The 23292-nt window shown below is 71.6% G+C and carries 16 protein-coding genes; 13 read left to right on the top strand and 3 right to left on the bottom strand.

The features are described 5' to 3' along the window. Positions 1 to 10: 10 nt before the first annotated feature. From IE97_RS0110355 to IE97_RS0110340, 3 genes are all read left to right on the top strand, one after another. Positions 11 to 916: an ADP-ribosylglycohydrolase family protein gene (locus IE97_RS0110355; RefSeq protein WP_030235301.1), complete on the top strand. Its 906-nt coding sequence runs from the start codon at positions 11 to 13 to the stop codon at positions 914 to 916. Positions 917 to 1396: 480 nt separating this feature from the next. Beyond that, positions 1397 to 2098: a ribonuclease HII gene (locus IE97_RS0110345; RefSeq protein ID WP_030235298.1), complete on the top strand. Its 702-nt coding sequence runs from the start codon at positions 1397 to 1399 to the stop codon at positions 2096 to 2098. 68 nt (positions 2099 to 2166) lie between these two features. Continuing rightward, entirely contained in the window at positions 2167 to 2784 is a 618-nt protein-coding gene (locus IE97_RS0110340) for a hypothetical protein (protein ID WP_078603163.1), read from the top strand. Between the two features lie 363 nt (positions 2785 to 3147). On the opposite strand, the gene IE97_RS0110335 is transcribed toward IE97_RS0110340, so the two are convergent. Both IE97_RS0110335 and IE97_RS0110330 read right to left on the bottom strand, forming a co-directional pair. Next, on the bottom strand, positions 3148 to 3762 hold the full coding sequence (locus IE97_RS0110335; protein WP_030235292.1) for a hypothetical protein: 615 nt from the start codon (positions 3760 to 3762) through the stop codon (positions 3148 to 3150). Between the two features lie 357 nt (positions 3763 to 4119). After that, positions 4120 to 6285 carry a RecQ family ATP-dependent DNA helicase gene (locus IE97_RS0110330; protein ID WP_030235289.1) on the bottom strand — a complete coding sequence of 722 codons (2166 nt, stop codon included), beginning with the start codon at positions 6283 to 6285 and terminating at the stop codon, positions 4120 to 4122. Between the two features lie 142 nt (positions 6286 to 6427). Between IE97_RS0110330 and IE97_RS0110325 the strand changes: the two genes are divergently transcribed. From IE97_RS0110325 to IE97_RS0110295, 7 genes are all read left to right on the top strand, one after another. Beyond that, positions 6428 to 8161 (top strand): DUF4192 domain-containing protein, encoded by a 1734-nt coding sequence (locus IE97_RS0110325; protein WP_037844173.1) that lies wholly within the window; start codon positions 6428 to 6430, stop codon positions 8159 to 8161. A 195-nt stretch (positions 8162 to 8356) separates the two neighbouring features. Continuing rightward, on the top strand, positions 8357 to 10744 hold the full coding sequence (locus IE97_RS0110320; protein ID WP_420706071.1) for a glycogen debranching N-terminal domain-containing protein: 2388 nt from the start codon (positions 8357 to 8359) through the stop codon (positions 10742 to 10744). Positions 10745 to 10874: 130 nt separating this feature from the next. Then, positions 10875 to 11633 carry an NUDIX hydrolase gene (locus IE97_RS0110315; protein ID WP_030235278.1) on the top strand — a complete coding sequence of 253 codons (759 nt, stop codon included), beginning with the start codon at positions 10875 to 10877 and terminating at the stop codon, positions 11631 to 11633. 110 nt (positions 11634 to 11743) lie between these two features. Continuing rightward, positions 11744 to 13984 (top strand): ATP-binding cassette domain-containing protein, encoded by a 2241-nt coding sequence (locus IE97_RS0110310; protein ID WP_030235275.1) that lies wholly within the window; start codon positions 11744 to 11746, stop codon positions 13982 to 13984. Between the two features lie 161 nt (positions 13985 to 14145). Continuing rightward, positions 14146 to 15033, top strand: a complete 888-nt coding sequence (locus IE97_RS0110305) for a FadR/GntR family transcriptional regulator (RefSeq protein ID WP_078603161.1) — start codon at positions 14146 to 14148, stop codon at positions 15031 to 15033. A 426-nt stretch (positions 15034 to 15459) separates the two neighbouring features. After that, the gene (locus IE97_RS42860) at positions 15460 to 16992 is read left to right on the top strand and encodes an RNA polymerase sigma factor (protein ID WP_030235269.1); all 1533 of its coding nucleotides are present in this window, start codon (positions 15460 to 15462) and stop codon (positions 16990 to 16992) included. Positions 16993 to 17129: 137 nt separating this feature from the next. After that, positions 17130 to 17966, top strand: coding sequence for a S1 family serine peptidase (locus IE97_RS0110295; protein WP_030235266.1), 837 nt, complete (start codon positions 17130 to 17132; stop codon positions 17964 to 17966). A gap of 131 nt (positions 17967 to 18097) precedes the next feature. On the opposite strand, the gene IE97_RS0110290 is transcribed toward IE97_RS0110295, so the two are convergent. Then, entirely contained in the window at positions 18098 to 18328 is a 231-nt protein-coding gene (locus tag IE97_RS0110290; protein ID WP_003993464.1) for a DUF7455 domain-containing protein, read from the bottom strand. Between the two features lie 442 nt (positions 18329 to 18770). On the opposite strand from IE97_RS0110290, the gene IE97_RS0110285 reads away from it, so the two are divergent. The 3 genes from IE97_RS0110285 (at position 18771) to IE97_RS0110275 (ending at position 23188) form a co-directional block, all read left to right on the top strand. Beyond that, the gene (locus tag IE97_RS0110285) at positions 18771 to 20894 is read left to right on the top strand and encodes a DNA gyrase/topoisomerase IV subunit B (RefSeq protein ID WP_030235263.1); all 2124 of its coding nucleotides are present in this window, start codon (positions 18771 to 18773) and stop codon (positions 20892 to 20894) included. A 177-nt stretch (positions 20895 to 21071) separates the two neighbouring features. Further along, positions 21072 to 21599 (top strand): DUF485 domain-containing protein, encoded by a 528-nt coding sequence (locus IE97_RS0110280; protein ID WP_030235260.1) that lies wholly within the window; start codon positions 21072 to 21074, stop codon positions 21597 to 21599. Continuing rightward, a complete protein-coding gene (locus tag IE97_RS0110275; RefSeq protein ID WP_030235258.1) occupies positions 21596 to 23188 on the top strand; it encodes a cation acetate symporter in 1593 nt (530 codons plus the stop codon). The genes IE97_RS0110280 and IE97_RS0110275 overlap by 4 nt, the downstream gene beginning before the upstream one ends. Positions 23189 to 23292: the final 104 nt, after the last annotated feature.

Genomic DNA, 23292 nt, shown 5'->3' with positions numbered 1-23292 from the left:
TGGCAGGGCGATGACCGCTGACACCTCCCCCGATGCGCGCCTGGACCGCGCCCTGGCCAGCCTGCGCGGACTGTCCGTCGGGGACGCTCTGGGCTCCCAGTACTTCGTGCCGGTGAACTACCCGCTGCTGAAGTGCCGCGAGGTGCCGTCCGGGCCCTGGCAGTGGACCGACGACACGGAGATGGCCGGTTCCGTCGTGGCCGTGCTGGCCGCCCACGACCGCATCGACCAGGACGCCCTGGCGCGCTCCTTCGCCGAGCACCACGACTTCGACCGGGGCTACGGCCCCGCGGTCAACCGTCTGCTGCGACTTGTCCGGGAGGGCGGCGACTGGCGGGAGCTGGCTGCCGCGCTCTTCAACGGGCAGGGGTCCTGGGGCAACGGCGCCGCGATGCGGATCGCCCCGCTGGGCGCCTGGTACGCGGACGACCCGGAGCAGGCGACCCACCAGGCGGAGATCTCGGCGTACACCACCCACCAGCACCGCGAAGCCGTCGTCGGCGCCATGGCCGTCGCCGCGGCCGCCGCGTTCGTCGCCGCCCCCGGCGGGCCGCCCGGCGCCGGCGCGCTGCTCGACGGGGTCATCGACCTGGTGCCGAAGAGCGCGGTCGGCGCGGGACTGCGCCGGGCCCGGGACATGCTCGACTACGGCGACGCGGGTACGGTCGCGGCGGTACTGGGGTGCGGGCGGCGGACCACCGCCCACGACACCGTGCCCTTCGCCCTCTGGTCGGCCGCCAGGAGCCTCGGTGACTACGAGCAGGCGTTCTGGACGACCGCCCAGGCCGGCGGCGACGTCGACACCACCTGCGCCATTGTGGGCGGCGTGATCGCCTCGGGAAAGGCGGGTGCGCCGCCGGGCGAGTGGGTGCAGCGGACGGAGCCGCTCCCGGACTGGGTCCCCGCGCCGATCTAGCTTTCGGAACTTTCCGTGCGCGTCGGGAACTCTGCGTGAACGGCCCGTCGTTGTCGTGCCCCCCGCTGCGCGAGCCATGAGGCCACCCTTCCGGCGGTCGATCCCCTTTCGCGCTTCGCTCGGTGCTTCACGAATGCGACATGGTGCAGGCTGAGCGCTTCCACGCCGTTGTCTTCGAGGGGTGTGGACCCGTCATCAATATGCCGCGTGAGGTCATCGCACGTGGGATCGAGCGCGGCGCGGTGCGTCCGGACGCGGCGAGCGGATAGGTCTTCGACGTCATTCACGCGTTGATGATGAACCGCGCCAAGATGTGCGGCCGCGAACGACGGGACAGTGAAGTTGAGGAAATCAACGCCCAGTTGAGGGTTTCGCCGCTCCGGCCGAGCGGCGCCTGACGGAGGTCGGCGAGGGCCGCGACGACGCCGGGGTGGGGCAGGGTGTCGCGCGCGGGGTCGCGCGGCGTAACCTAGGGGCGCCATGCCGTACGAACCGCCTACTCACACCGTCGAGCGCTCCCTTCGAGCCACGACCGGAGCGAAGATCGTTGCAGGTGTCGACGAGGTGGGGCGCGGCGCGTGGGCCGGCCCGGTCACCGTCTGCGCGGCGATCACCGGACTGCGCCGGCCGCCCGAGGGCCTCACGGATTCGAAGCTGCTCACCATCAAGCGGCGCACCGAACTCGCCGAGGAACTGCGCAAGTGGGTGACGTCGTTCGCTCTGGGGCACGCTTCCCCCGAGGAGATAGACGAGCTGGGTATGACGGCCGCGCTGCGGCTCGCGGCGGGACGTGCCCTGGAGGCCCTGCCGGTCCGCCCGGACGCCGTCATCCTCGACGGCAAGCACGACTACCTCGGTGCGCCCTGGCGGGTCCGTACGGTGATCAAGGGCGACCAGTCGTGCGTGGCGGTCGCGGCGGCCTCGGTGATCGCCAAGGTCCAGCGCGACAAAATGATGGCCGAACTGGGTATCGACCATGCAGACTTCGGTTTCGCGGACAACGCCGGGTATCCCTCACCCGTGCACAAGGCCGCACTGGCGGAGCGGGGCCCCACCCCCTACCACCGGTTGTCGTGGGCGTATCTTGATGCGCTGCCCCAGTGGCGGCACCTCAAGAAGGTCCGCGGCTGGACGGACGGAAGCGTTCCGGAAATCGAGGGTCAGCTCGGCTTCGATTTCTGATGCATTCGTTCGCACGTATGCGCCACCCGCTGACGCGGGCCGTACCAACGTTTGATAAATATCAACTCATGCCTCTCATTCCCGAGGAGCCTCAGATTCACGAGAGTGCCCAGGGTCCCCGCGCCACTCCGGCCGCCGGCCGCACCGCGCCGACCCCTCGTCCCGTACCCGGTCCCCGTCCCGCGGCCCCGTCGCGTCCCGGTCGTCCCGGCCCTCTCCGGGCCACGCCGCCGGTGCAGCGCACGGCGCGTGACGCGGGCGCCAAGCCCGGTCCGTCGGGCCCCGCCGCTCCGGCCGCCCCGCAGATCCAGCTGATCCCCGCTTCCGTCGAAGGCGCGCTCGACGCCGCCGAGGAAGCCGTGGACATGCTCCTGGACTCCGGCCGCGCCCCTGCCGACGTCCTGGTGATCACGACCGGTGAGCAGCACCCGTGGGCCGCCCACGAGCTGTCCTTCGGTGAGACCTCCTACTGGGCCCAGCACGACGCCCGTGAGGACGTCTTCTACACGGACGTCACGGTCGCGGCCCGCGCCGCGTCGCGCCCTGTGGTCGTGGTCGCCGTGAACGGCGGAGCCGAGGCCGCAGCCGCGAGCGCCCTGTCGCTGGCCCATGCGCGCGCCACCGCCCTGCTGATCGTCTGTGGCGATCCGCAGCGGATCAACTCGGTGCTGGGCGCGGGCGTCTGAGCCGGGTGGTGCCGTAGCGTCCGGTCGGCCGGGCGCTGGGGGCGGCGCCACGCGTCGCCTCGGTGTGCTGGGGTCCACTTCTGGTGCCGCTTCGGCGGCTCCGCGGGGTGGGCGGTCGGGCGTGCCCGGGAGGCCGGACGCTGTGCCTGCACTCGGATCCTGCCCTGTCGGGGGAGTGCGTTCTGCTGTACCCGGCCGGCTGTCCGTGCACGTCTCCCGGCCGGGCCCCGCCCGGTTCGGCGCTCTGGTCCGTCCGCGAGGGCCGGCAGTCTCGGGCAACGTGGTGCACGGCTTCCGGAAACGTGGTGCGCCCTACGAGTGCGCACGGTCCCCGGAGCCGTGCTGAGCGGCCTGGCCGGGGCCTCAGCGCGCCGCCGCCGCGCGTCGCAGTATTTCGGATGCGGCGCCACCGGTGCGCGGCAGCGGTGGCGGCGCGTCGGACGTGGCGAACGGCTCCCGTGCCGAGGCGGAGTGCGGGCGGCGTCCGCCGCGGCCCTCACCCAGGACCTGCCAGCCGTCCCGGGTCAGCGTGATGTACGCCCCGCAGCGCAGGCCGTGCAGGGTGCAGGCGTCGCGCAGCCCCCACATCCACGCGCCGTCCTCCTCCGTCCAACGCGCGTCGCCATCACGGCAGTACAGCAGCACCGCGGTGCGCACCGGTGTGCGGCGCCGAAGATCGTGCGGGATGACCCGGCGCAGCTGTGCCAGCAGCACGTTGCGGAACATCCAGCCGTCGGCCGGGGCCGGTCTGCGGACGAACGAGGCGCTCGCCCGGAGCCGCTCATCGGGGTCGAGCACGGCGACGACGGCGGTCGCGGGCTGTGGGTGGTGCCGGGCGTGCAGTCCGCTGACGACCTCGCGGGGGTTGCGAAGCAGCGGGATCCCGGCGGCGGCCCATTCCGCGGGTTCGAGCAAGCGGTTGGCGGACGCGGCGGACATCGACGCCGCTGCCGAGGCCGGAGCGAATCCGAAGGTCACGGTCCTCCCTTCGGCTACGCGCCCACACTGCGGGCGGGGTCGGATTCCTGGGAGCGCGCACCGCGGCAAAGCCCTACCGGATCGGCGGACGTGCCGTGCGGGAGCGGACCTCAATTCTTCCTGTCGAACTTGAATGCGGCAACGAGCAATTGGACCAGCCGACCGTTATCAGATGATGCGCCGCTAATATCCCTACCCCGTGCGCCGACAGACCACCCGTGGGGCGTTCGAGCACGATACGTTCGTACGCCAAGCGGGTACGTGGCGTCCAGAGGCGTGCGCGAGCGAAGAGCCGACCGGTACCTGGCCATGGGCGGTGGGCAGGCCGGGAGGTGCGGTCGCCGCCTCGGTGCGCTGTCAGCCCTGCACGGCCAGCACCAGCGGCAACACCCCCTGCGCACCGGACCGTCGGAGCATGCGGGCGGCCACCGCGAGGGTCCAGCCGGTCTCCGTGTAGTCGTCCACGAGGAGGACGGGGCCCCGGACCTCGGCGAGGGCGGACGCCAGGGCGGGCGGCACGGTCAGGGCGCCGTCGAGCGCCTTCAGGCGCTGGGCGCTGTTGCTCCGCGAACCGGGATGCGCGTCGCCCGTGTACTCGAGGGCGCCCAGCAGCGGCAGCCGGCCGACCTCCGCGATGCGCGCTCCCAGGGAGTCGATCAACCGGGGGCGCGTGCGCGAGGCGACCGTGACGATGCCGACCGGGCGCGGCTGGGCGTCCGGCGAGCCCGGCGCCCAGCCGCCGGGCCCCTTGGCCCAGTCGGCCAGAACGCTGACCACGGCCTTCGCCACGTCGTCCGGAACGGGTCCATCGGGGGCATGAGGGGCGAGCATCGGGCGCAGCCGGTTGCCCCACCCGATGTCCGACAGGCGTCCCAACGCGCGGCCCGGCGCGGCCTGCTCGCCGGCTGGGATACGCCCCTTGAGGTCCACTCCGATCGCCGGCAGTCCCGTAGGCCACATCCGGCGGGGCTCGACCTCGACACCCGCCCGTCCCAGATCCACACGCGCGGCGTCGAGCGCCTCCTCGGACGTGTCCGCGGCGAAGCGCGGGCCCGCGCAGTTGTCGCAGCGGCCGCACGGCTTGGCGGCCTCGTCGTCCAGCTGGCGCTGCAGGAACTCCATGCGGCAGCCCGTCGTCGACGCATACGTGCGCATGGCCTCCTGCTCGGCCTTGCGCTGGCGCGCCACCCACGCGTACCGCTCGGCGTCGTAGGCCCACGGCTGCCCGGTCGCGACCCAGCCCCCCTTGACCCGCTTGACGGCCCCGTCCACGTCGAGGACCTTGAGCATGGTCTCCAGACGGGAGCGGCGCAGTTCCACCAGGGGTTCCAGCGCGGGCAGCGACAAGGGCTTGTCCGCGTGTGCGAGGCAGTCGAGTGTGCGGCGCACCAGGTCTTCCGAGGGGAAGGCGAGCGACGCGAAGTACTCCCAGATCGCCTCGTCCTCCTTCCCCGGGAGCAGAAGCACCTCGGCGTGCGCCACACCGCGTCCGGCTCGGCCCACCTGCTGGTAGTAGGCGATGGGGGAGGAGGGCGATCCGAGGTGCACCACGAAGCCCAGATCGGGCTTGTCGAAGCCCATCCCCAGCGCCGATGTGGCGACCAGTGCCTTCACCTTGTTGCCGAGCAGGTCCTCCTCGGCCTGCTGGCGGTCGGCGTTCTCCGTCTTGCCCGTGTACGAGGAGACCGTGTGCCCGCGCTGCCGGAGGAAGGCGGTGACCTCCTCGGCTGCGGCCACGGTGAGCGTGTAGATGATCCCCGAACCCGGCAGTTCGTCGAGGTGCTCGGCGAGCCAGGCCATCCGGTGCGCGGCGTCCGAGAGCCGGAGCACGCTCAGGCTCAGGCTGTCCCGGTCCAGCGGGCCCCGCAGCACGAGGGCGTCCGAGCCGCCCCCGGTGCCGAGTTGTTCCGCGACGTCGGCGGTCACGCGCGCGTTGGCGGTGGCGGTGGTGGCGAGCACCGGCACACCGGGCGGAAGGTCGGCGAGCATGGTGCGCAGCCGTCGGTAGTCCGGACGGAAGTCATGGCCCCAGTCGGAGATGCAGTGGGCCTCGTCCACCACCAGCAGCCCGGTGGCGGCGGCGAGCCGGGGCAGCACCTGGTCCCGGAAGTCCGGGTTGTTGAGGCGTTCGGGGCTGACGAGCAGGACGTCGACCGCACCCGCGGCGATCTCGTCCTGAACCGCCTCCCACTCCTCGGTGTTCGAGGAGTTGATGGTGCGGGCGTGGATGCCTGCCCGGGCCGCCGCCTCGACCTGGTTCCGCATGAGCGCGAGCAGCGGGGAGACGATCACGGTCGGACCGCTGCCCCGCGCCCGCAGCAGTGAGGTCGCCACGAAGTAGACCGCGGACTTGCCCCAGCCTGTGCGCTGGACGACCAGGGCGCGGCGTCTGTCGGCGACCAGTGCCTCGATCGCCCGCCACTGGTCCTCACGCAGCCGGGCCGCCCCCGAGATGTCCCCGACGAGACGGGCGAGGACCGCGTCGGCCGCCGCCCGGAGATCCGCGTTGCTCGTGTGCTCCATGCGTTCCATACAACAGGACGGCACTGACAGCGCGAGCGGTGCACCGAGGATGCGGACCCGAACCGCTTCTGAATGACGTGCCCCTGATCAGACTTATCCACAGGCTCAAGCGGAGCTTTGCATTCCGCGAGATCGTCTTCGCATGACGAACCACGGCGAAACGACCGGATTCCCTGAGAACGGCGACATCAACGGGCCCGAGGCGCTCGGCGAGCAGCATGACGGTGGGCGGGAGAAGGGGGAGCGCGATCCGGGCGACACGGGGCAGCATGTGCCCGACCCCCCGTACGACGGCCACGGAGGCGACCACCAGGTCACCCTGCGCACACCCGCCGAACTGGCCGACGCGCTGCCGTATCTGCTCGGGTACCGGCCTGAGGACAGCATCGTCCTGGTCGCGCTGCACGACAAGGACGGACGCGGGCGGTTCGGCGGCCGAGCCCGGCTCGGTATCCCCGCGAACGCGGACGACTGGCCGTCCGCGGCCCGGCAACTGGCCAACGGCCTGGTGAGGGGCAGCGAGCGCCGAGGGGGCCGGCCCGATTCGATGGTCGCCTTCCTGTGCCAGGAACCGGAGCGGGGCCAGACAGGGCAGCAGGTCATGGAAGGGCTGCGGCCTTTGGCCCAAAGCCTGCGCGTGGAGTGCGGTTCCCTGGACGTGACGGTGGTCGAGGCGCTGTGCATCTCCGACGGCCGCTACTGGTCGTACTGCTGTGACAACGCGGCATGCTGCCCGTCCGAAGGAGCGCCCATGGGGCTGCCCGGCACCTCAGTGCTGGCCGCCGCGGCCACCTACGCGGGAATCCAGGTCCGCGGCAGCCTCCGGGAGCTCCGGGCCCGGCTGCTCCCGTGGGAGAACGCAGCCGCTCTCCAGCAGGAGGCCGCCCTGGACAGCGCCAGCCTGGCACTGGTTCCGCGGATCCTGGACGACTCGGGCCGCGCCTGCGTGGCGGATGAGACGCTGGAGCTGGCCGCGCGGATCCTGGACCGTTTCGCCGAGGCGCCGCCCGTCTCCGGCACGCTCCTTGCGGATCTCCGCGACGACGAACTTCTCGGGCATGACGAGGCCGCCCGGTTGATTCTCGGCCTCCAGGACCGCGGGACCCGTGACCGGGCGGCCGAGTGGATGGAAGGGGACGCGGCCGGGCGCGCCCTGCGCCTGTGGCGGTCGCTGGCCCGCCGCTGCGTCGGACCCTACGGTGAGCACGCCGCGGCGCCGCTCACTCTCGCCGGCTGGGTCGCATGGTCCACCGGTGACGAACTGGAGGCCAGGGAAGCACTTGCCATGGCGTTGGGTGCGGATCCCGACTACCTCTTCGCCCGTCTCCTGCACCAGGCCTGCAACGAAGGTCTCGACCCGGAGTCGATCCGCAGCTGCTTGCGGGCGGAGCGCGACGGCCGGGCGAGCGTCGGGACGGACGACTCGGAAGCCCGGGACGACGGCCCGGAGGCGAAGGCGGACCGTTCGGTCGGACTGACGGGCGGATCCCCGGGCCGGGCGGACGGCGCCATTGTCCGGGGGGACCGCTCCACGGCTGGGGCGGACGGCTCTGTCGCTCGGACGGCCGGGAGCGAGACAACCGCGTCCGGTCACCAGCCGGAGACCGAACCTGTGACCACGGTGGCGCCCTCACGTCGTCGCCACCGTCCCCGCTCCGTCAACGCGACCGGCGCGGCCCCCGCCCGTACCCGCGGGGCAGATCGTCTCCCGAGCGCACGGGCCCCTCGGCGGCCCAAGCCGCCGGGCACCGCGCGGCCTGCCGGGGCGTCGGAAGCCGGCACACGTGCGCGTACCTCACGGAACGCGGCCATGCCGTGCGCGGACACCGGCCAGGAGGTCGTGCGGCCCGGCCACGGCACCGAAGGGGAGGAGTGAGTGCCGGCCTGGCGGCTTCAACGTGCACAGCGTGGCCCGGACACCGGCGTGACCCGAAGGAGCGTCATGCCGTTCACCCGAGTGGCGGAACGGCTGGACGGGTCGTGACACGCCGCACCACCCCTGCCCCGTCGGAGCTTTCCGGCACCGGCATCGAACCCTTCGAGGCGCACAGAGCGCAGAGGAAGCCTCTCCATGCATCAGCCGACTCCGCCCTCCTCCACCGCCGACCGCCGCTCACCGGCCGGGCCCCTGCCGCCCCACGGGTCGGAGCGCGGTCTGCCCGGCTCGGGTCCAGTGAGCCCGGGCGACCAAGCCGTCCCTCCGCGGACGGCGGCACGTGGCGACGGCTGGGGGCCCTGGCTCCCCGCAGGGGCCTCACGCGCCGTGTCGGCGTCCGGCCCGGACTCGTTCCTACCGTCGCCGCCGGGCCCTGACCGGGCGTCCGCCCGTTGGGCAGGCCGACCCCGTCACCCCGGCTCTTCTTCGCGACACGGCTCGCCCCCGCCTCAGCCACCGGCCTCGGCCCCGGGCCGGAGCCCGGCTGCTCGGGGCCGGGCCCCGTCCTCCGCCGGACCGGTGTCTGCGTCCCCCGCTCCTCCCAGAGGCGCCACCATCCCAGGACTGCGCTGGTCCGCCGACCTGCCGCCCGCCCACGGCGTGATGATCTGCGTCGCCCTCCCCGGCCTGGCCATCTCGACGGAGACGGGGCAGATGACCGGTCGGGGACTGGAGGGGTTCTACCGGGCCGGCCGGCGCGTGCTCTCCCGGTGCGAGATCCGCGTGGCCGGACGGGAGCCCCTCGCTGTTCAGGCCCGGATGGCAGCGGCCGACCGCGCCAGGTTCGTGGGCACGCTCCGCGCGTCTCCCCATGCCGGACCGGATCCGGACGTGGTCGTGGAACGCCACCGCTTCGCGGACGGCACGGAACGGATCACCCTGCACAGTGCGGCGCCCCGCCCGCTGCGTCTGCCGGTCGAAGTGTCCCTGGGCACGGACCTGGCCGACCTCGGGTCGATCGCCTCGGGAAACGTGGGGCCCGAGATCGCTGCCAGTGTCCACGCCTCGGGTTTGCGCTGGTCCTGCGCCACCGGCCACGCGTCCGTGACGGCCCAACCGCCTCCCTCGGAAGCCCTGGCCTCGGCCGGAATTCTGCGGTGGGAGCTCGACCTGCCCCCTGGCGGCAGCAGAAGTGTCGAACTGCGGGTGCGGCCGGACGGTGCCGGTCCTCTCCGGGCCATGGGCCACGCGGCGAGGAGTCCCCTCGCGGCCGCGCGTGCCGAAGGCGACGACCTCAGAGTCTCCGGCCTCCTGCGGACGAGCATCGAGGACCTCCGGGCGCTCCTGCTGCGTGACTCCGACCACCCCGCCGACACCCACCTCGCGGCCGGGGCACCCTGGCGCTGCGGTCTGGCACCCGCCGACGCGCTCGTGGCCGCCAGGATGGCCCTGCCGCTCGGAACCGGTCTGGCAGCGGGGACGCTGCGCACCCTCGCCCGGACCCAACTCACCGGGCCGGGGCCGCGGGCCGGGATGATTCCCGGCCCGACGCGGGACGCCGGGCCCCACCTTCCGCCGCAGTGCACCGGAACGGAGGCCACGCTGCTCTTCCCCGCCCTGCTCGCCGAGGCCCGCCGCTGGGGCCTGACCGAGCAGGAGACGGAGGAGCTGCTGCCCGCGGCCGAGCGCTGTCTGACCTGGCTCCGCACCACCGTGGGCGACGACACGTATGTGCGCGACCCCCACCCACAGGGCTTCGCGCGGTGCGAGACACAGGCCCATGCGCACCGGGCCGCGCTGCTCGGCGCCGATCTGCTCGACGCCTGCGGCCGCACGGGTGGGGCGGCACTGAGACACTGGGCGCAGGACCTGCGGACCGCGTTCCGGAGAGACTTCTGGGTCGATGACCTCGGCGGTGGCCGCCCCGCCGCGGCCCGGGCCCCGGACGGCAGGCCCGTGCCTCATCTGGGCGCGGCCGCGGCCCACCTCCTCGACACCGGCCTGCTGGGCGCGGGCGCCCTGGCACCCGGCCTGCTCGACAAGGTGCAGGTCGAGAAGCTCGCCCGGCTGCTCGGCAGCCCCGTCATGGACTCGGGCTGGGGCCTGCGCGGACTGGGCGCCAAGGAAGCGGGGTTCAACCCGTTCGGCCACCGCGCCGGGGCTGTACGGGTCCAGGAGACGGCACTGGCCGTCGCGGGTCTGGCCGCCGCAGGCTACGAGAAGGAGGCGAGCTCACTGCTGCGCGGCGTCCTCGGGGCAGCCGAGTCCTTCGCCTGCCGGCTGCCCGAGATGTACGCGGGGGAGCAGCGCACGGAGGGGAGCGCTCCTCTCCCGCACCCGGCGGCCTGCCGTCCCGCGGCCACACCGGCGGCTGCCGGAGTCCAGCTGCTGACCACCCTCGCCGGCATCCGTCCCGACGCCCCGGCCGGGACGGTCACCCTGTGCCCCGTGCGCAGCGCGCCCCTGGGCGAGATCTGCTTCACCGGACTGCGGGTGGCGGGCGCCCCGTTCTCCGTGCGGGTGAGCCGGCTCGGCTTCGCCATGGTCGAGGAGGCGGCCGACGGCCTGCAACTGGGGGTGTGAACCGGTACGTGAGCCACCGCCGGAGCAGTGGGAACAGACAGGGGAGCGCGTGTCGGAGCGAAGTGGATCAGCGGCCGATGTGCGCGGCGAATGGAGTGTTTATCGTCAGGCAGACGACTATGATCGCCGCATGCCCTACGACCCGTCAGCCTTTCCGCCCTTCGCCGTCACCGTGGACCTGGTCGTGCTGACCGTGCGCCGCCATTCCCTGTGTGCGCTGGCGGTACGGAGGGGCGAACCGCCGTTCCAGGGGCGTTGGGCACTCCCCGGCGGCTTCGTGCGGGCCGACGAGGACCTGGCACAGGCCGCGGCACGCGAGCTGGCCGAGGAGACCGGACTGCGCGTCCACGATCCGTCCGTGCCCGCCCAGGACAACGGCGCGCACCTGGAGCAGCTCGCCACCTACGGCGACCCCGAGCGGGACCCGAGGATGCGGGTCGTCAGTGTCGCCCACCTCGCGCTCGCTCCCGACCTGCCCGCGCCCAGAGCGGGCGGCGACGCCAGCAACGCCCGCTGGGCTCCGGTCGAGGAGCTGCTGCAGCAGGGCGGTTACGGGCGTGAGGCGGAGCCGGTCGCGCCACTGGCCTTCGACCACGCGCAGATCCTTTCGGACGGTGTGGAGCGCGCTCGGTCCAAGATCGAGTACTCGTCGCTGGCCACGGCCTTCTGCCCGCCCGAGTTCACCGTGGGGGAACTGCGCCGGGTCTACGAGGCGGTGTGGGGTGTGGCGCTCGACCCCCGCAACTTCCATCGCAAGGTCACCGGTACACCGGGCTTCCTCGTCCCCACCGGCGGGACGACCACCCGCCAGGGCGGCCGCCCCGCTCAGCTCTTCCGTGCCGGCGGCGCGACCCTGCTCAACCCCCCGATGCTGCGCCCCGAGGTGTGATGCGGAGCCCGCGGACGCGACCGCCCGAGACAGCACAAACATGATCGCCGTAACCGAGGCAGGTCTTGTGCTGCCCGAAAATCTGGACATATCGCGCTATCTTGCTGCGAGTGATCCAGGCCTTCGGATTGACCAGCAATCCCCGCAAGGAGCTTCCGCCCGCGGCTGACGACGTCTCCTTCGAGGCGCGAGCGGGCCGCGTCACCGCGCTGCTCGGGGCACCCGGCGCCGGCAAGACGACGGTTCTCAGACTCATGCTCGAACTGCAACAGGGCCGTGGTATCACCTACTTCCGGGGCCGCCCTCTGCATCGGATCCCCCATCCCGCGCGCGAGGTCGGTGTGCTGCTGGGTGACGTGCCGGGGCACCCGGCCCGCACCGTCCGCGGCCATCTCCGCATGCTGTGTGCCGCCGCGGGGGTGCCGGTCCGGCGTGCCGACGAGGTTCTCGAGACGGTCGGGCTCGCGAGTCTGCGCGACGAACGCCTCGGCGCCCTGTCGCGCGGCATGGACCGCCGCCTCGGCATGGCCTGCGTCCTCCTGGCCGACCCGCACACGCTCGTCCTCGACGCCCCTGCCCAAGGGCTCTCCGGCCGCGAGAGCAACTGGCTGCACGGGATGCTGCGCGCCCATGCCGCCCAGGGCGGCACCGTCCTGTTCACCACGGCCGACCCCAAAGAGGCCGCGCGCGCCGCCGATCACGTCGTCACGCTGGAACAGGGCAGGCTCGTCGCCGACCAGGAGGCCGCGGAGTTCTCGCGGACCCGTCTGCGTCCCCGTGTCGCCGTACGCAGCCCGCACGCGGCCCGCCTGGCGGCCCTCCTGGCCCAGCAGGCACGCACCTCACAGCGCTCCGTGGAGGTCGTGCACGAGGGCGGCAACCGCCTCTCCGTGTACGGCAGTACTTGCGCGGACATCGGTGAGACCGCGTTCCACCACGGGGTCGTCGTCCATCAACTCGCCGATGAGGTCGGAGACATGGGCCCCGGTGCGGGAGCCGCTCGGGAGGGGGCGCCGGACGGCTGCCGTGACCTGGAGCGTGACGGGGCAAGGCAGACGGCGGTCGAGCGGCATCAGGCCGACAAGGCGGGCGCAACGGAACCACACCCCGACGCGGGAAGCGCTGTGGCGGCCCCCCTGGCAGACACCGCCGAGCCGCGGCCCACGATCGGGTCAAGCCCCCTGATCGAACAACACCCCACTGCTGACGCGCCAGAGCCGGCCGGCGACGCGCATGGGACGACCACTGACGCACCAGAGCAAGCCGCCGCGGCACCTGACCCCGCATCCGAATCACCTGAGCCGGTCTCCCACGCATCCGCTCCGCCCTCCGCTGAGCCGGTGCCCTCCGCCGGCCCCGTGCGGCCCGCTGCCCCGCCGCACGAGCGCCCGGGTGTCCGCGCTGTCGGCCGGCCGTGCGACGCCGCTGGTACTCCCCAGTCGGCCCCGGCCGCCCCTCCTCACCAGCCCGAGCCCCACAAGGCCCCCTCGACCCTCCAGAACCACCCGGCCCACAGGGCTCACAAGCCCCGAACGCTCGACGCGCTGCCCCCTCTGCCGCCCCCCATCTCCGTCCGTCCGGCCCCCAGCCCCCTCCGCCCCCTGCGCTACGAGATCCGACGCGCCGCGGGCGTGGGCACCGGGTCCCTCACCGGGGCTGTCGTGCTCCTGGTGTCCGCTGTGACCGCTGTCGTGCTCGCCCGTATCGGACACACCCCGCAGCCGCGTCTGCTCGCCGCATGGCCACAGGATCTGCCCCTGCCGCCCGCGGCGATCGGCGCGGGGCTGCTCGGCGCGCTGGCCTTCGGGGACGAGTTCCGCCATCCCGCCCTGGCCGCGGATCGCGGCACCGTGCCCCGCCGACTGGGGCTGCTCGCCGCCAAGCTGCTCGTCGCCTCGGTCACCGCGGTGGTGCTGGCCGTCCTCACCCTCGGCTGCGACGCCGAAGTGCTCTATCTCGTCTACGGGCCGGAGCTCGCACGGATTCCCGCCGACTGGCTCGCCCAGAGCGCGAGTTGGGTCGGTCTCGTGGTCGGCTGTGCCTGGGCCGGTGTGCTGGCCGCCGGCGTTTTCCGGTCCACCACGGCCGGACTCGCCGCTGTGGCCGCCGTGCCGGTCCTCGTCGTACCCGTGGTGCACAAAGTCCTGGCGGGGCCGTCCGTGCCGACCGCGGCGGGACTTCCCATGCGGCTGCGAGAAGCCCTGCTGCCACGGTGGCCCTTCGGGGGAGAGCGTTATCTGGAGGCGGCGCTCGCGGTGATCTCCCAACCTGTCGGTGGTGCGCTGGCGTTGTCGCTGACCGCCCTGCTCTGCGCGTATCTGCTCACCACCCTGCGCAGCAGATTCCGGTGACGACTGTCCGTAACGCTTCGTCCGGCCCTGCCCACAACTCCCCGCAGAACGCCCATTTCTTTCCGATAAGGCGTCAATTGCGACGGGGTGAGCGATCACCCTTTCGTGTGCTTTTCACCAAAGACCTCAAGGGAGTTGGAGACGGCGCCGACAAAGGATGCGTGAGTACCCTTGCGCACACCATGATGACCGCCGCCCGCTCCGCTGACTCCGGCCTCGCGAGCCCGGGCGAACTCGACCGCTACCCCTACGCCGAGGCGCCCGCCGTCGACCGCGTCGGGGCCCCTGCCTGGGACGGCGGGGACCCCGAGCTGGGCCGTGTGGGCCGGCGCGCCGCGGGAAGCCGCGGACGCGGACTGCACGGCCAACTCGTACAGCAGCTGGGGCAGATGATCGTCTCCGGCGACCTGGGCGCCGACCGTCCGCTGGTGCCCGAGGAGATCGGGCAGCGTTTCGAGGTCTCCCGCACCGTCGTCCGCGAGTCGCTCCGCGTCCTGGAGGCCAAGGGTCTGGTGAGCGCCCGCCCGAACGTCGGCACGCGCGTACGGCCCGTCAGCGACTGGAACCTCCTCGATCCGGACATCATCGAGTGGCGTGCCTTCGGGCCGCAGCGCGACGACCAGCGGCGCGAGCTGAGCGAGCTGCGCTGGACGATCGAGCCCCTCGCCGCCCGACTCGCCGCCGGGCACGGGCGGGAGGATGTGCAGCAGCGCCTGACGGACATGGTCGAGATCATGGGACACGCCATGGCCCAGGGTGACGCGCTCACCTTCTCCCGTGCGGACTCCGAGTTCCACTCGCTGCTCATCCAGGTCGCCGGCAACCGCATGCTGGAGCACCTGTCCGGGATCGTGTCCGCGGCTCTCCAGGTCTCGGGCGGACCGGTCGCGGGCTGTGACCGGCCGAACGAGACGTCGCTGGCACACCACGGCTGCATCTGTGACGCCCTGGCCGCGGGTGACGGTGCCGCGGCCGAGGCGGCGATGCGGCAACTTCTCACGGTCCACCCCGAAGTGGAACGCGTGGTGCCCGCTCCGCGCGAGCACTGACCGCGTTCCACGGGCGGCGCGGCCGGGCCTGCCACCCCCCTCCTGTGGCAGTGCCCGCCCGGTGATCCGCCTCCCGTCGGACCCCGCGGGGATCCTCGGATCCCGCGGGGTCCGACGGCGCGAAGGGCCGCAGTTCCGTTACAGCGACCAGGTCGCGACACGGAGTGACCTGGTATGTCAGGATTTGAGCAGCTTTGTTCGCCTACGGGGTGTGACTCGGGCCACGCGAAATGGGCGTAACGCTCCTGGGAAGAACGCGATGACCTAAGAGGTGACAGCCGCGGAGGGAATACGGACGCCGTTCACGGCGCTGTGCATCTTCCCGGCCCCCGCCCGCGCCGTCGGCCCATCCCCAAGCCGGCGGTCGGCTCCTGTCCACTGTGGACGGTGCCGGAAGCCGTTTTCCAACGTTCCGAGAGGTTGTTCGTGTCGGCCAGCACATCCCGTACGCTCCCGCCGGAGATCGCCGAGTCCGTCTCTGTCATGGCGCTCATTGAGCGGGGAAAGGCTGAGGGGCAGATCGCCGGCGATGACGTGCGTCGGGCCTTCGAAGCTGACCAGATTCCGGCCACTCAGTGGAAGAACGTACTGCGCAGCCTCAACCAGATCCTCGAGGAAGAGGGTGTGACGCTGATGGTCAGTGCCGCAGAGCCCAAGCGCACCCGAAAGAGCGTCGCAGCGAAGAGTCCCGCCAAGCGCACCGCCACCAAGACGGTCGCGGCCAAGGCGGTGACCACGAGGAAGGCCGCCGCCACGCCGACGGCGCCCGCCACCGAGCCCGCCGCTGAGGAGGAGGCGCCCGCCAAGAAGGCAGCCGCCAAGAAGACGACCGCCAAGAAGGCGGCCGCGAAGAAGGCTCCTGCCAAGAAGGCGGCCGCCAAGAAGACCAGCGCCAAGAAGGACGACGTCGAGCTTATCGAGGAGGAGGTGCTCGAGGAGGCCGCTCCCGGCAAGACCGGCGAGGAGCCCGAGGGCACCGAGAACGCGGGCTTCGTACTGTCCGACGAGGACGAGGACGACGCGCCTGCCCAGCAGGTCGCCGCCGCCGGTGCCACCGCCGACCCGGTCAAGGACTACCTCAAGCAGATCGGCAAGGTCCCCCTGCTCAACGCCGAGCAGGAAGTCGAGCTCGCCAAGCGCATCGAGGCGGGTCTGTTCGCCGAGGACAAGCTGTCCAACGCCGACAAGCTGGCGCCGAAGCTGAAGCGTGAGCTGGAGATCATCGCCGAGGACGGCCGCCGCGCGAAGAACCACCTCCTGGAGGCCAACCTCCGTCTGGTGGTCTCCCTGGCCAAGCGTTACACCGGCCGCGGCATGCTCTTCCTGGACCTCATCCAGGAGGGTAACCTCGGTCTGATCCGCGCGGTCGAGAAGTTCGACTACACCAAGGGCTACAAGTTCTCCACGTACGCCACCTGGTGGATCCGTCAGGCCATCACCCGCGCCATGGCCGACCAGGCCCGCACCATCCGTATCCCGGTGCACATGGTCGAGGTCATCAACAAGCTCGCGCGCGTGCAGCGCCAGATGCTCCAGGACCTGGGCCGCGAGCCCACCCCGGAGGAGCTGGCCAAGGAGCTCGACATGACCCCGGAGAAGGTCATCGAGGTCCAGAAGTACGGCCGCGAGCCCATCTCGCTGCACACCCCGCTCGGCGAGGACGGCGACAGCGAGTTCGGTGACCTCATCGAGGACTCCGAGGCGGTCGTCCCGGCCGACGCGGTCAGCTTCACGCTCCTCCAGGAGCAGCTGCACTCCGTCCTGGACACCCTGTCCGAGCGCGAGGCCGGTGTCGTCTCCATGCGCTTCGGTCTCACCGATGGCCAGCCGAAGACCCTCGACGAGATCGGCAAGGTGTACGGCGTCACGCGCGAGCGGATCCGCCAGATCGAGTCCAAGACCATGTCGAAGCTGCGCCACCCGTCCCGTTCTCAGGTACTGCGCGACTACCTCGACTGAGTTCGAGTCGCACGACGCGGAAGGCCCGGTCCCCTCAAGGACCGGGCCTTCCGCGTGCCTGCCTCACCGCGGGTGCGGGGTGTCGCGGGGTGAATCACTCTGGGTGTCTCACCGACACCATGGAGTGAGGAGTGCGTATGCGTCGTCGCTTGGTCCGAGCCCTGGCCCGGCCGCTGGTTCTGGCGGCTGCGGTATCCGCACTGTCAGCGCATTCCACCCTCGCTGTGGCCGCCGACCGTGTGGTCATAGGAGGTTTCCCCGTCGAAGCGTCGGACAGTCCGTGGACGGTGGCCGTGTCCAGCCGTAACCGGTTCGGCGGTACGCGTGCGGGGCAGTTCTGCGGCGGTGTCGCGGTCGGCCGCAGCACCGTGCTCACTGCGGCCCACTGCCTGAGCGAGGAGGTGCTGGGCGGGCCACTGAAGCGCGTACGCGACCTCAAGGTCATAGCCGGCCGCACGAATCTGCTCTCGGACGATGACGGCCTGGAGGTCGCCGTGCGGTACGTCTGGGTGAATCCGGCGTACGACGGTGTCAGCAACGTCGGCGACTTCGCCGTACTGACCCTGGCCGAACCCCTCCCCGCCGGCTCCGTCATAGGGATGGCGGCCGGAGGTGACCCCGCGTACGCGGTGGGCGGGGTCGCGACGGTGTACGGATGGGGCGACACCACAGGGGCCGGCTACTACCCCAACAGCCTGCGGGCGGCACGGGTGCGCGTGCTCCCCGACGCTCTCTGCGAGGACGCCTATCCGGGAGGTGCCGACGGCGGTTACGACGCCGGGAGCATGCTGTGTGCCGGGGAGACGGACGGCGGCCGGGACGCCTGCCAGGGCGACAGCGGAGGGCCGCTGGTGGCTCAGGGGCGGTTGATCGGGCTGGTGTCCTGGGGTATCGGCTGCGGGCGGGCCGGCAAGCCGGGGGTCTACGTGCGAGTGTCCGATCTCATGCGCACGCTCGGCTGGTCGCGGGGGTGAGTGCGTGAGTGCGCGGGCCCGCGGCGAAGCCTGAGCAGGCCCTGGGACGAGGACGGGCGGCTGCCTCTGCTGTCAGAGGCAGCCGCCCGTTCACCGGCCTGTGCCGGGCTGCTCGTCGTCGGACGCGAGTGTCAGCGCTCTTCTTCGGAGGCAGTCGCGGGAGCGGACGTCAGCCGCTCCGTCTCGTCCTGTATCTCAGCGGCGATCTTCTTGAGTTCCGGCTCGAACTTGCGACCGTGGTGGGCGCAGAAGAGCAGTTCTCCGCCGCTGAGCAGGACGACGCGCAGGTATGCCTGGGCGCCGCAGCGGTCGCAGCGATCGGCGGCCGTCAACGGGCTCGCGGGGGTCAGAACAGTAGTCACGTCGCCTCTTCTCTAGCTCGACGAGCTGTCGTACCAGGGTCAACATCCAACCAGCCCCAAACGTTCCCGCTCGTGGCTTTCCCTTGAAAAAATCTCTCCCAGGTGGCTGTCTGCTGCCGGTTGGCGGCGAATGTGCCGTATTGCGTGTCTATGTGTCTTACGGGGCTTCGCGGTGTATCGGGTGGTCGGTCCTCCCGGCTGGGTTGCCGGTTGTTCATGAGGACGTGCCCGGAGCCTAAATGGTTCATGCCTGGAAGGGAACGTGATGTGTGCTTCACTCCATCGAGGGATCGAACAAGTATACGAGTGTGGACTAGTGTGAGTTTCCGACGAGGGTGGCGTTACAACGGCTCTACCAGGCCTCGGTACCCTCTCACCGGTGACCCAAGCCGCGCCCCTACCCATGAGGGCGTCATCTGAAATTCAGCGAGGAGCGAACCGCGTGACCGCCGAGACGTCCGTGCCGTCCACAGCTCTGCTGGCAGGAGCAGACCGGGACGGTTCCAACTACACCGCGCGGCACCTGCTCGTCCTCGAGGGGCTCGAGGCCGTGCGCAAGCGTCCGGGCATGTACATCGGCTCCACCGACAGCCGTGGCCTGATGCACTGCCTCTGGGAGATCATCGACAACTCCGTCGACGAGGCCCTGGGCGGCTACTGCGACCACATCGAGGTCGTTCTGCAGGACGACGGGTCCGTCGAGGTCCGGGACAACGGCCGGGGCATCCCGGTCGACGTCGAGCCCAAGACCGGCCTCTCCGGAGTCGAGGTCGTCATGACCAAGCTGCACGCCGGCGGCAAGTTCGGCGGCGGCTCGTACGCCGCCTCCGGTGGCCTGCACGGCGTGGGCGCCTCCGTGGTGAACGCCCTCTCGGCCCGCCTGGACATCGAGGTGGACCGCGGCGGGCACACCCACGCCATCAGCTTCCGGCGCGGCGTTCCGGGTGCCTTCGCCGGGAACGGCCCGGACGCCAAGTTCGAGGCCAAGGGCGGGCTGCGCAAGGCCAAGAAGATCCCCAAGAGCCGCACCGGCACACGTGTGCGGTACTGGGCCGACCGCCAGATCTTCCTCAAGGACGCCAAGCTCTCCCTGGAGACGCTGCACCAGCGCGCCCGCCAGACCGCGTTCCTGGTGCCCGGCCTGACCATCGTCGTCCGCGACGAGTTCGGACTCGGTGAGGGCGGCAGCAAGGGCGAGGAGTCCTTCCGCTTCGACGGCGGTATTAGCGAGTTCTGCGAGTACCTGGCGAGCGACAAGCCGGTCTGCGACGTCCTCCGCTTCTCCGGGCAGGGCACCTTCAAGGAGACGGTTCCCGTCCTCGACGACCACGGCCAGATGACGCCCACCGAGGTCACCCGCGAGCTCGGCGTCGACGTCGCGCTGCGCTGGGGGACGGGCTACGACACGACGCTCAGGTCGTTCGTCAACATCATCGCCACCCCCAAGGGCGGCACGCACGTCGCCGGTTTCGAGCAAGCTGTCGCCAAGACGATGAACGAGGTGCTGCGCGCCAAGAAGCTCCTGCGCGTCGCCGAGGACGACATCGTCAAGGACGACGCCCTGGAGGGCCTGACCGCGGTCGTGACCGTCCGCCTCGCCGAGCCCCAGTTCGAAGGCCAGACCAAGGAGGTCCTGGGCACTTCGGCGGCCCGCCGGATCGTGAACAACGTGGTCAGCAAGGAACTCAAGGCGTTCCTGACGTCCACGAAGCGGGACGCCGCCCAGCAGGCCCGGGTCGTGCTGGAGAAGGCCGTCGCCGCGGCCCGTACGCGCATCGCCGCCCGGCAGCACAAGGACGCGCAGCGCCGCAAGACGGCCCTGGAGTCCTCCTCGCTGCCGGCCAAGCTCGCCGACTGCCGCAGCGACGACGTCGACCGCAGCGAGCTGTTCATCGTCGAGGGCGACTCCGCGCTCGGTACGGCGAAGCTCGCCCGGAACTCCGAGTTCCAGGCGCTGCTGCCGATCCGGGGCAAGATCCTCAACGTTCAGAAGTCGTCCGTGACGGACATGCTGAAGAACGCCGAGTGCGGCGCGATCATCCAGGTCATAGGAGCCGGCTCGGGCCGGACCTTCGACATCGACACGGCCCGCTACGGCAAGATCATCATGATGACCGACGCCGACGTCGACGGCTCGCACATCCGCACGCTGCTGCTGACCCTCTTCCACCGCTACATGCGGCCCATGGTCGAGGCCGGCCGGGTCTTCGCGGCGGTGCCGCCGTTGCACCGCATCGAGATCGTCCAGCCGAAGAAGGGGCAGGACAAGTACGTCTACACGTACTCGGACCGCGAACTGCGCGACACGCTCATGGAGTTCCAGAGCAAGGGCATCCGCTACAAGGACTCGATCCAGCGCTACAAGGGTCTCGGTGAGATGGACGCCGACCAGCTGGCCGAGACGACCATGGACCCGCGCCACCGCACCCTGCGCCGGATCAACCTCTCCGACCTGGAGGCCGCCGAGCAGGTCTTCGACCTCCTGATGGGCAACGACGTCGCGCCGCGCAAGGAGTTCATCTCCAACTCGGCGGCCACGTTGGACCGGTCGCGAATCGACGCGTAGCCGCTGCGCCGGGCCCGGGCCGGACGGACCGGGCCCGGGACGCGGGTGACGCCCGGAGCCGCCCGGGAGTTGCTCGTAGCCCGGTGCTGAGCAGGCCCTGCGGGTTGGGTCACCTGATGGGGTGAAGAGGGATGGGAAGAAGAGTCGGGGATCTTCCCGTTCTGTCCATCCTTGGGCATGCAGCCAAGCAAGGGCCGTCCCCGCAGAGGCGGGACCGGCCGGGAGAGTTCGGGCGAGGACGCCGGGCACCTGACGTACGACGATCCCTGGTACGACGCCCTCGCCTCCGGCTGGGGTGAGTCGGCCGGTGCGGGGGAGGCCCCCGCGGCGCTGATTCCGTCGGCGCGAGGGGAAGGCGAGACCGGGGTCGCGGCGTCCGAGGTGTATCTGGAGGTGCAGCGCAGCACGGCATTCCAGGACGTGCGGCGGCGGTACCGGCGGTTCGTGGTGCCGGCCTTCGTCACCTTCTTCGTCTGGTACGTGGGCTACGTCGTGGCGGCCACGACCGCGCCGGAGCTGATGGCGCGCCCCGTGGCCGGGTCGGTGAACGTGGCGATGGTGGCGGGGCTCGGGCAGTTCGCGACCACGTTCCTGCTCACCTGGGGGTACGCGCGGCATGCGCGGTTGCGCCGGGACCGGGCGGCGCTCGAACTGCGCTGGGACACCCAGGAGCTGACCCGCGGCATGAACGGCGGTGCCTCGTGACGGGGGAACACCAGACTCTGGCGCTCCTGCTGTTCAGCGCGTTCGTCGCGGTCACGCTGGCGATCACGACCTGGGTGAGCCGCAACCGGCGCGGCTCGGCCGAGGAGTTCTACGCGGGCGGGCGGCTCTTCTCGCCCATGGAGAACGGATTCGCCATCGCGGGCGACTACATGTCGGCCGCCTCCTTCCTGGGCGTCACCGGGCTCATCGCGCTGTTCGGCTACGACGGGCTGCTGTATGTCGTCGGTTTCCTCGTGGCCTGGCTGGTGGTGCTGTTCCTGGTGGCCGAACTGGTCCGCAACTGCGGCCGGTTCACGCTGGCCGACGTCGTGGCGGCGCGGATGCGGGAACGACCGGTACGGGTCGCCGCGGGAACCTCCTCGGTCGCCGTCTCCGTTCTGTACCTGGTGGCGCAGATGGTCGGCGCGGGCAGCCTGGTGGCGCTGCTGCTCGGGGGCACGAGTGAGGCGGCGCGGGCCTGGACCGTGATCGGTGTCGGTGCGCTCATGGTGATCTATGTGTCGCTGGGAGGGATGCGGGCGACGACGTGGATCCAGATCGTCAAGGCGGTCCTGCTGCTGGGCGGCACCCTCGCCCTGACGGTGCTCGTCCTCGTGCGCTTCCACGGCGATCTGGACCGTCTGCTCCTCACGGCGGCCGAGCGCAGCGGTCACGGGGAGGCGTTTCTGGCGCCCGGGCTGAAGTACGGCGGGGACTGGACCGCCCGCTTCGACTTCATCAGTCTGGGACTGGCTCTGGTGCTGGGTACGGCAGGGCTGCCGCACATCCTGTCCCGCTTCTACACCGTGCCCACCGCGCGGGCCGCACGCCGCTCGGTCGTCTGGGCCGTCGGACTCATCGGCGGCTTCTACCTGATGACGATCGTGCTCGGGTTCGGCGCCGCCGCCATCCTGGGGCCGGACGCGGTGCGCGGGTCGAACGCGGCCGGGAACACGGCGGTTCCGCTGCTGGCGCTCGACCTGGGCGGCGGTGCCGGTTCGACGGGCGGAACGGTCCTCTTCGCGATCGTCGCCGCCGTCGCCTTTGCCACGATTCTCGCCGTGGTCGCCGGGATCACTCTCGCGTCCTCGGCCTCCGTGGCCCACGATCTCTACGCGTCCCTGCGGCGCCGGCGCGGCAAGCCTCACAGCGAGGTGGCCGTGGCCCGGGTCGCCGCCCTCGGGGTCGGGGTGGTGGCGATCGCGCTGGGCCTGCTGGCGCGGGATCTCAACGTGGCGTTCCTGGTGGGCCTCGCCTTCGCCGTCGCCGCTTCGGCGAACCTGCCGGTGCTGCTCTACTCGCTGTTCTGGCGCGGCTTCACGACCCGCGGCGCCGTGTGGTCCGTCTACGGCGGTCTGGTGCCGGCCGTGGTGCTCGTGGTGCTGTCGCCGGTGGTCTCGGGGAGCCCCGACTCGCTGTTCCCGGGCGTCGACTTCCAGTACTTCCCGCTGCAGAACCCGGGGCTCGTGTCGATCCCGCTGGGCTTTCTCGCCGGGTGGCTGGGCACCGTCACCTCGGCGGAGGTGCCGGACGAGGCCAAGCACGCGGAGACGGAGGTGAGGTCGCTGACCGGGGCGGGGGCGGCGTAGGGGGTGCCTTCGTCGTCCGGCCGCAGCGTCACCTCCGCGTAGCGGTGTCCGGGCCGGCCCGTGTCGCCGTGGCCGAGGGAGAGGCGCAGACGGCCGGACGGTCC

This window comes from Streptomyces sp. NRRL S-455 (genome assembly GCF_000717875.1).
Lineage (GTDB): Bacteria > Actinomycetota > Actinomycetes > Streptomycetales > Streptomycetaceae > Streptomyces.
The sequence above is the reverse complement of the archived record's forward strand: the minus strand, read 5'-3'. Positions and strand labels throughout refer to the sequence as shown.

What these genes read in the sequence shown, in the direction of transcription:
- IE97_RS0110280 (WP_030235260.1), top strand. Translation starts at nt 21,072, where the DNA reads ATGCAGCCAAGCAAGGGCCGTCCCCGCAGAGGCGGGACCGGCCGGGAG.
- IE97_RS0110325 (WP_037844173.1), top strand. Translation starts at nt 6,428, where the DNA reads ATGACGAACCACGGCGAAACGACCGGATTCCCTGAGAACGGCGACATC.
- IE97_RS0110330 (WP_030235289.1), bottom strand. Translation starts at nt 6,285, where the DNA reads ATGGAGCACACGAGCAACGCGGATCTCCGGGCGGCGGCCGACGCGGTC.
- IE97_RS0110355 (WP_030235301.1), top strand. Translation starts at nt 11, where the DNA reads ATGACCGCTGACACCTCCCCCGATGCGCGCCTGGACCGCGCCCTGGCC.
- IE97_RS0110320 (WP_420706071.1), top strand. Translation starts at nt 8,357, where the DNA reads ATGCATCAGCCGACTCCGCCCTCCTCCACCGCCGACCGCCGCTCACCG.
- IE97_RS0110345 (WP_030235298.1), top strand. Translation starts at nt 1,397, where the DNA reads ATGCCGTACGAACCGCCTACTCACACCGTCGAGCGCTCCCTTCGAGCC.
- IE97_RS0110340 (WP_078603163.1), top strand. Translation starts at nt 2,167, where the DNA reads ATGCCTCTCATTCCCGAGGAGCCTCAGATTCACGAGAGTGCCCAGGGT.
- IE97_RS0110295 (WP_030235266.1), top strand. Translation starts at nt 17,130, where the DNA reads ATGCGTCGTCGCTTGGTCCGAGCCCTGGCCCGGCCGCTGGTTCTGGCG.
- IE97_RS0110315 (WP_030235278.1), top strand. Translation starts at nt 10,875, where the DNA reads ATGCCCTACGACCCGTCAGCCTTTCCGCCCTTCGCCGTCACCGTGGAC.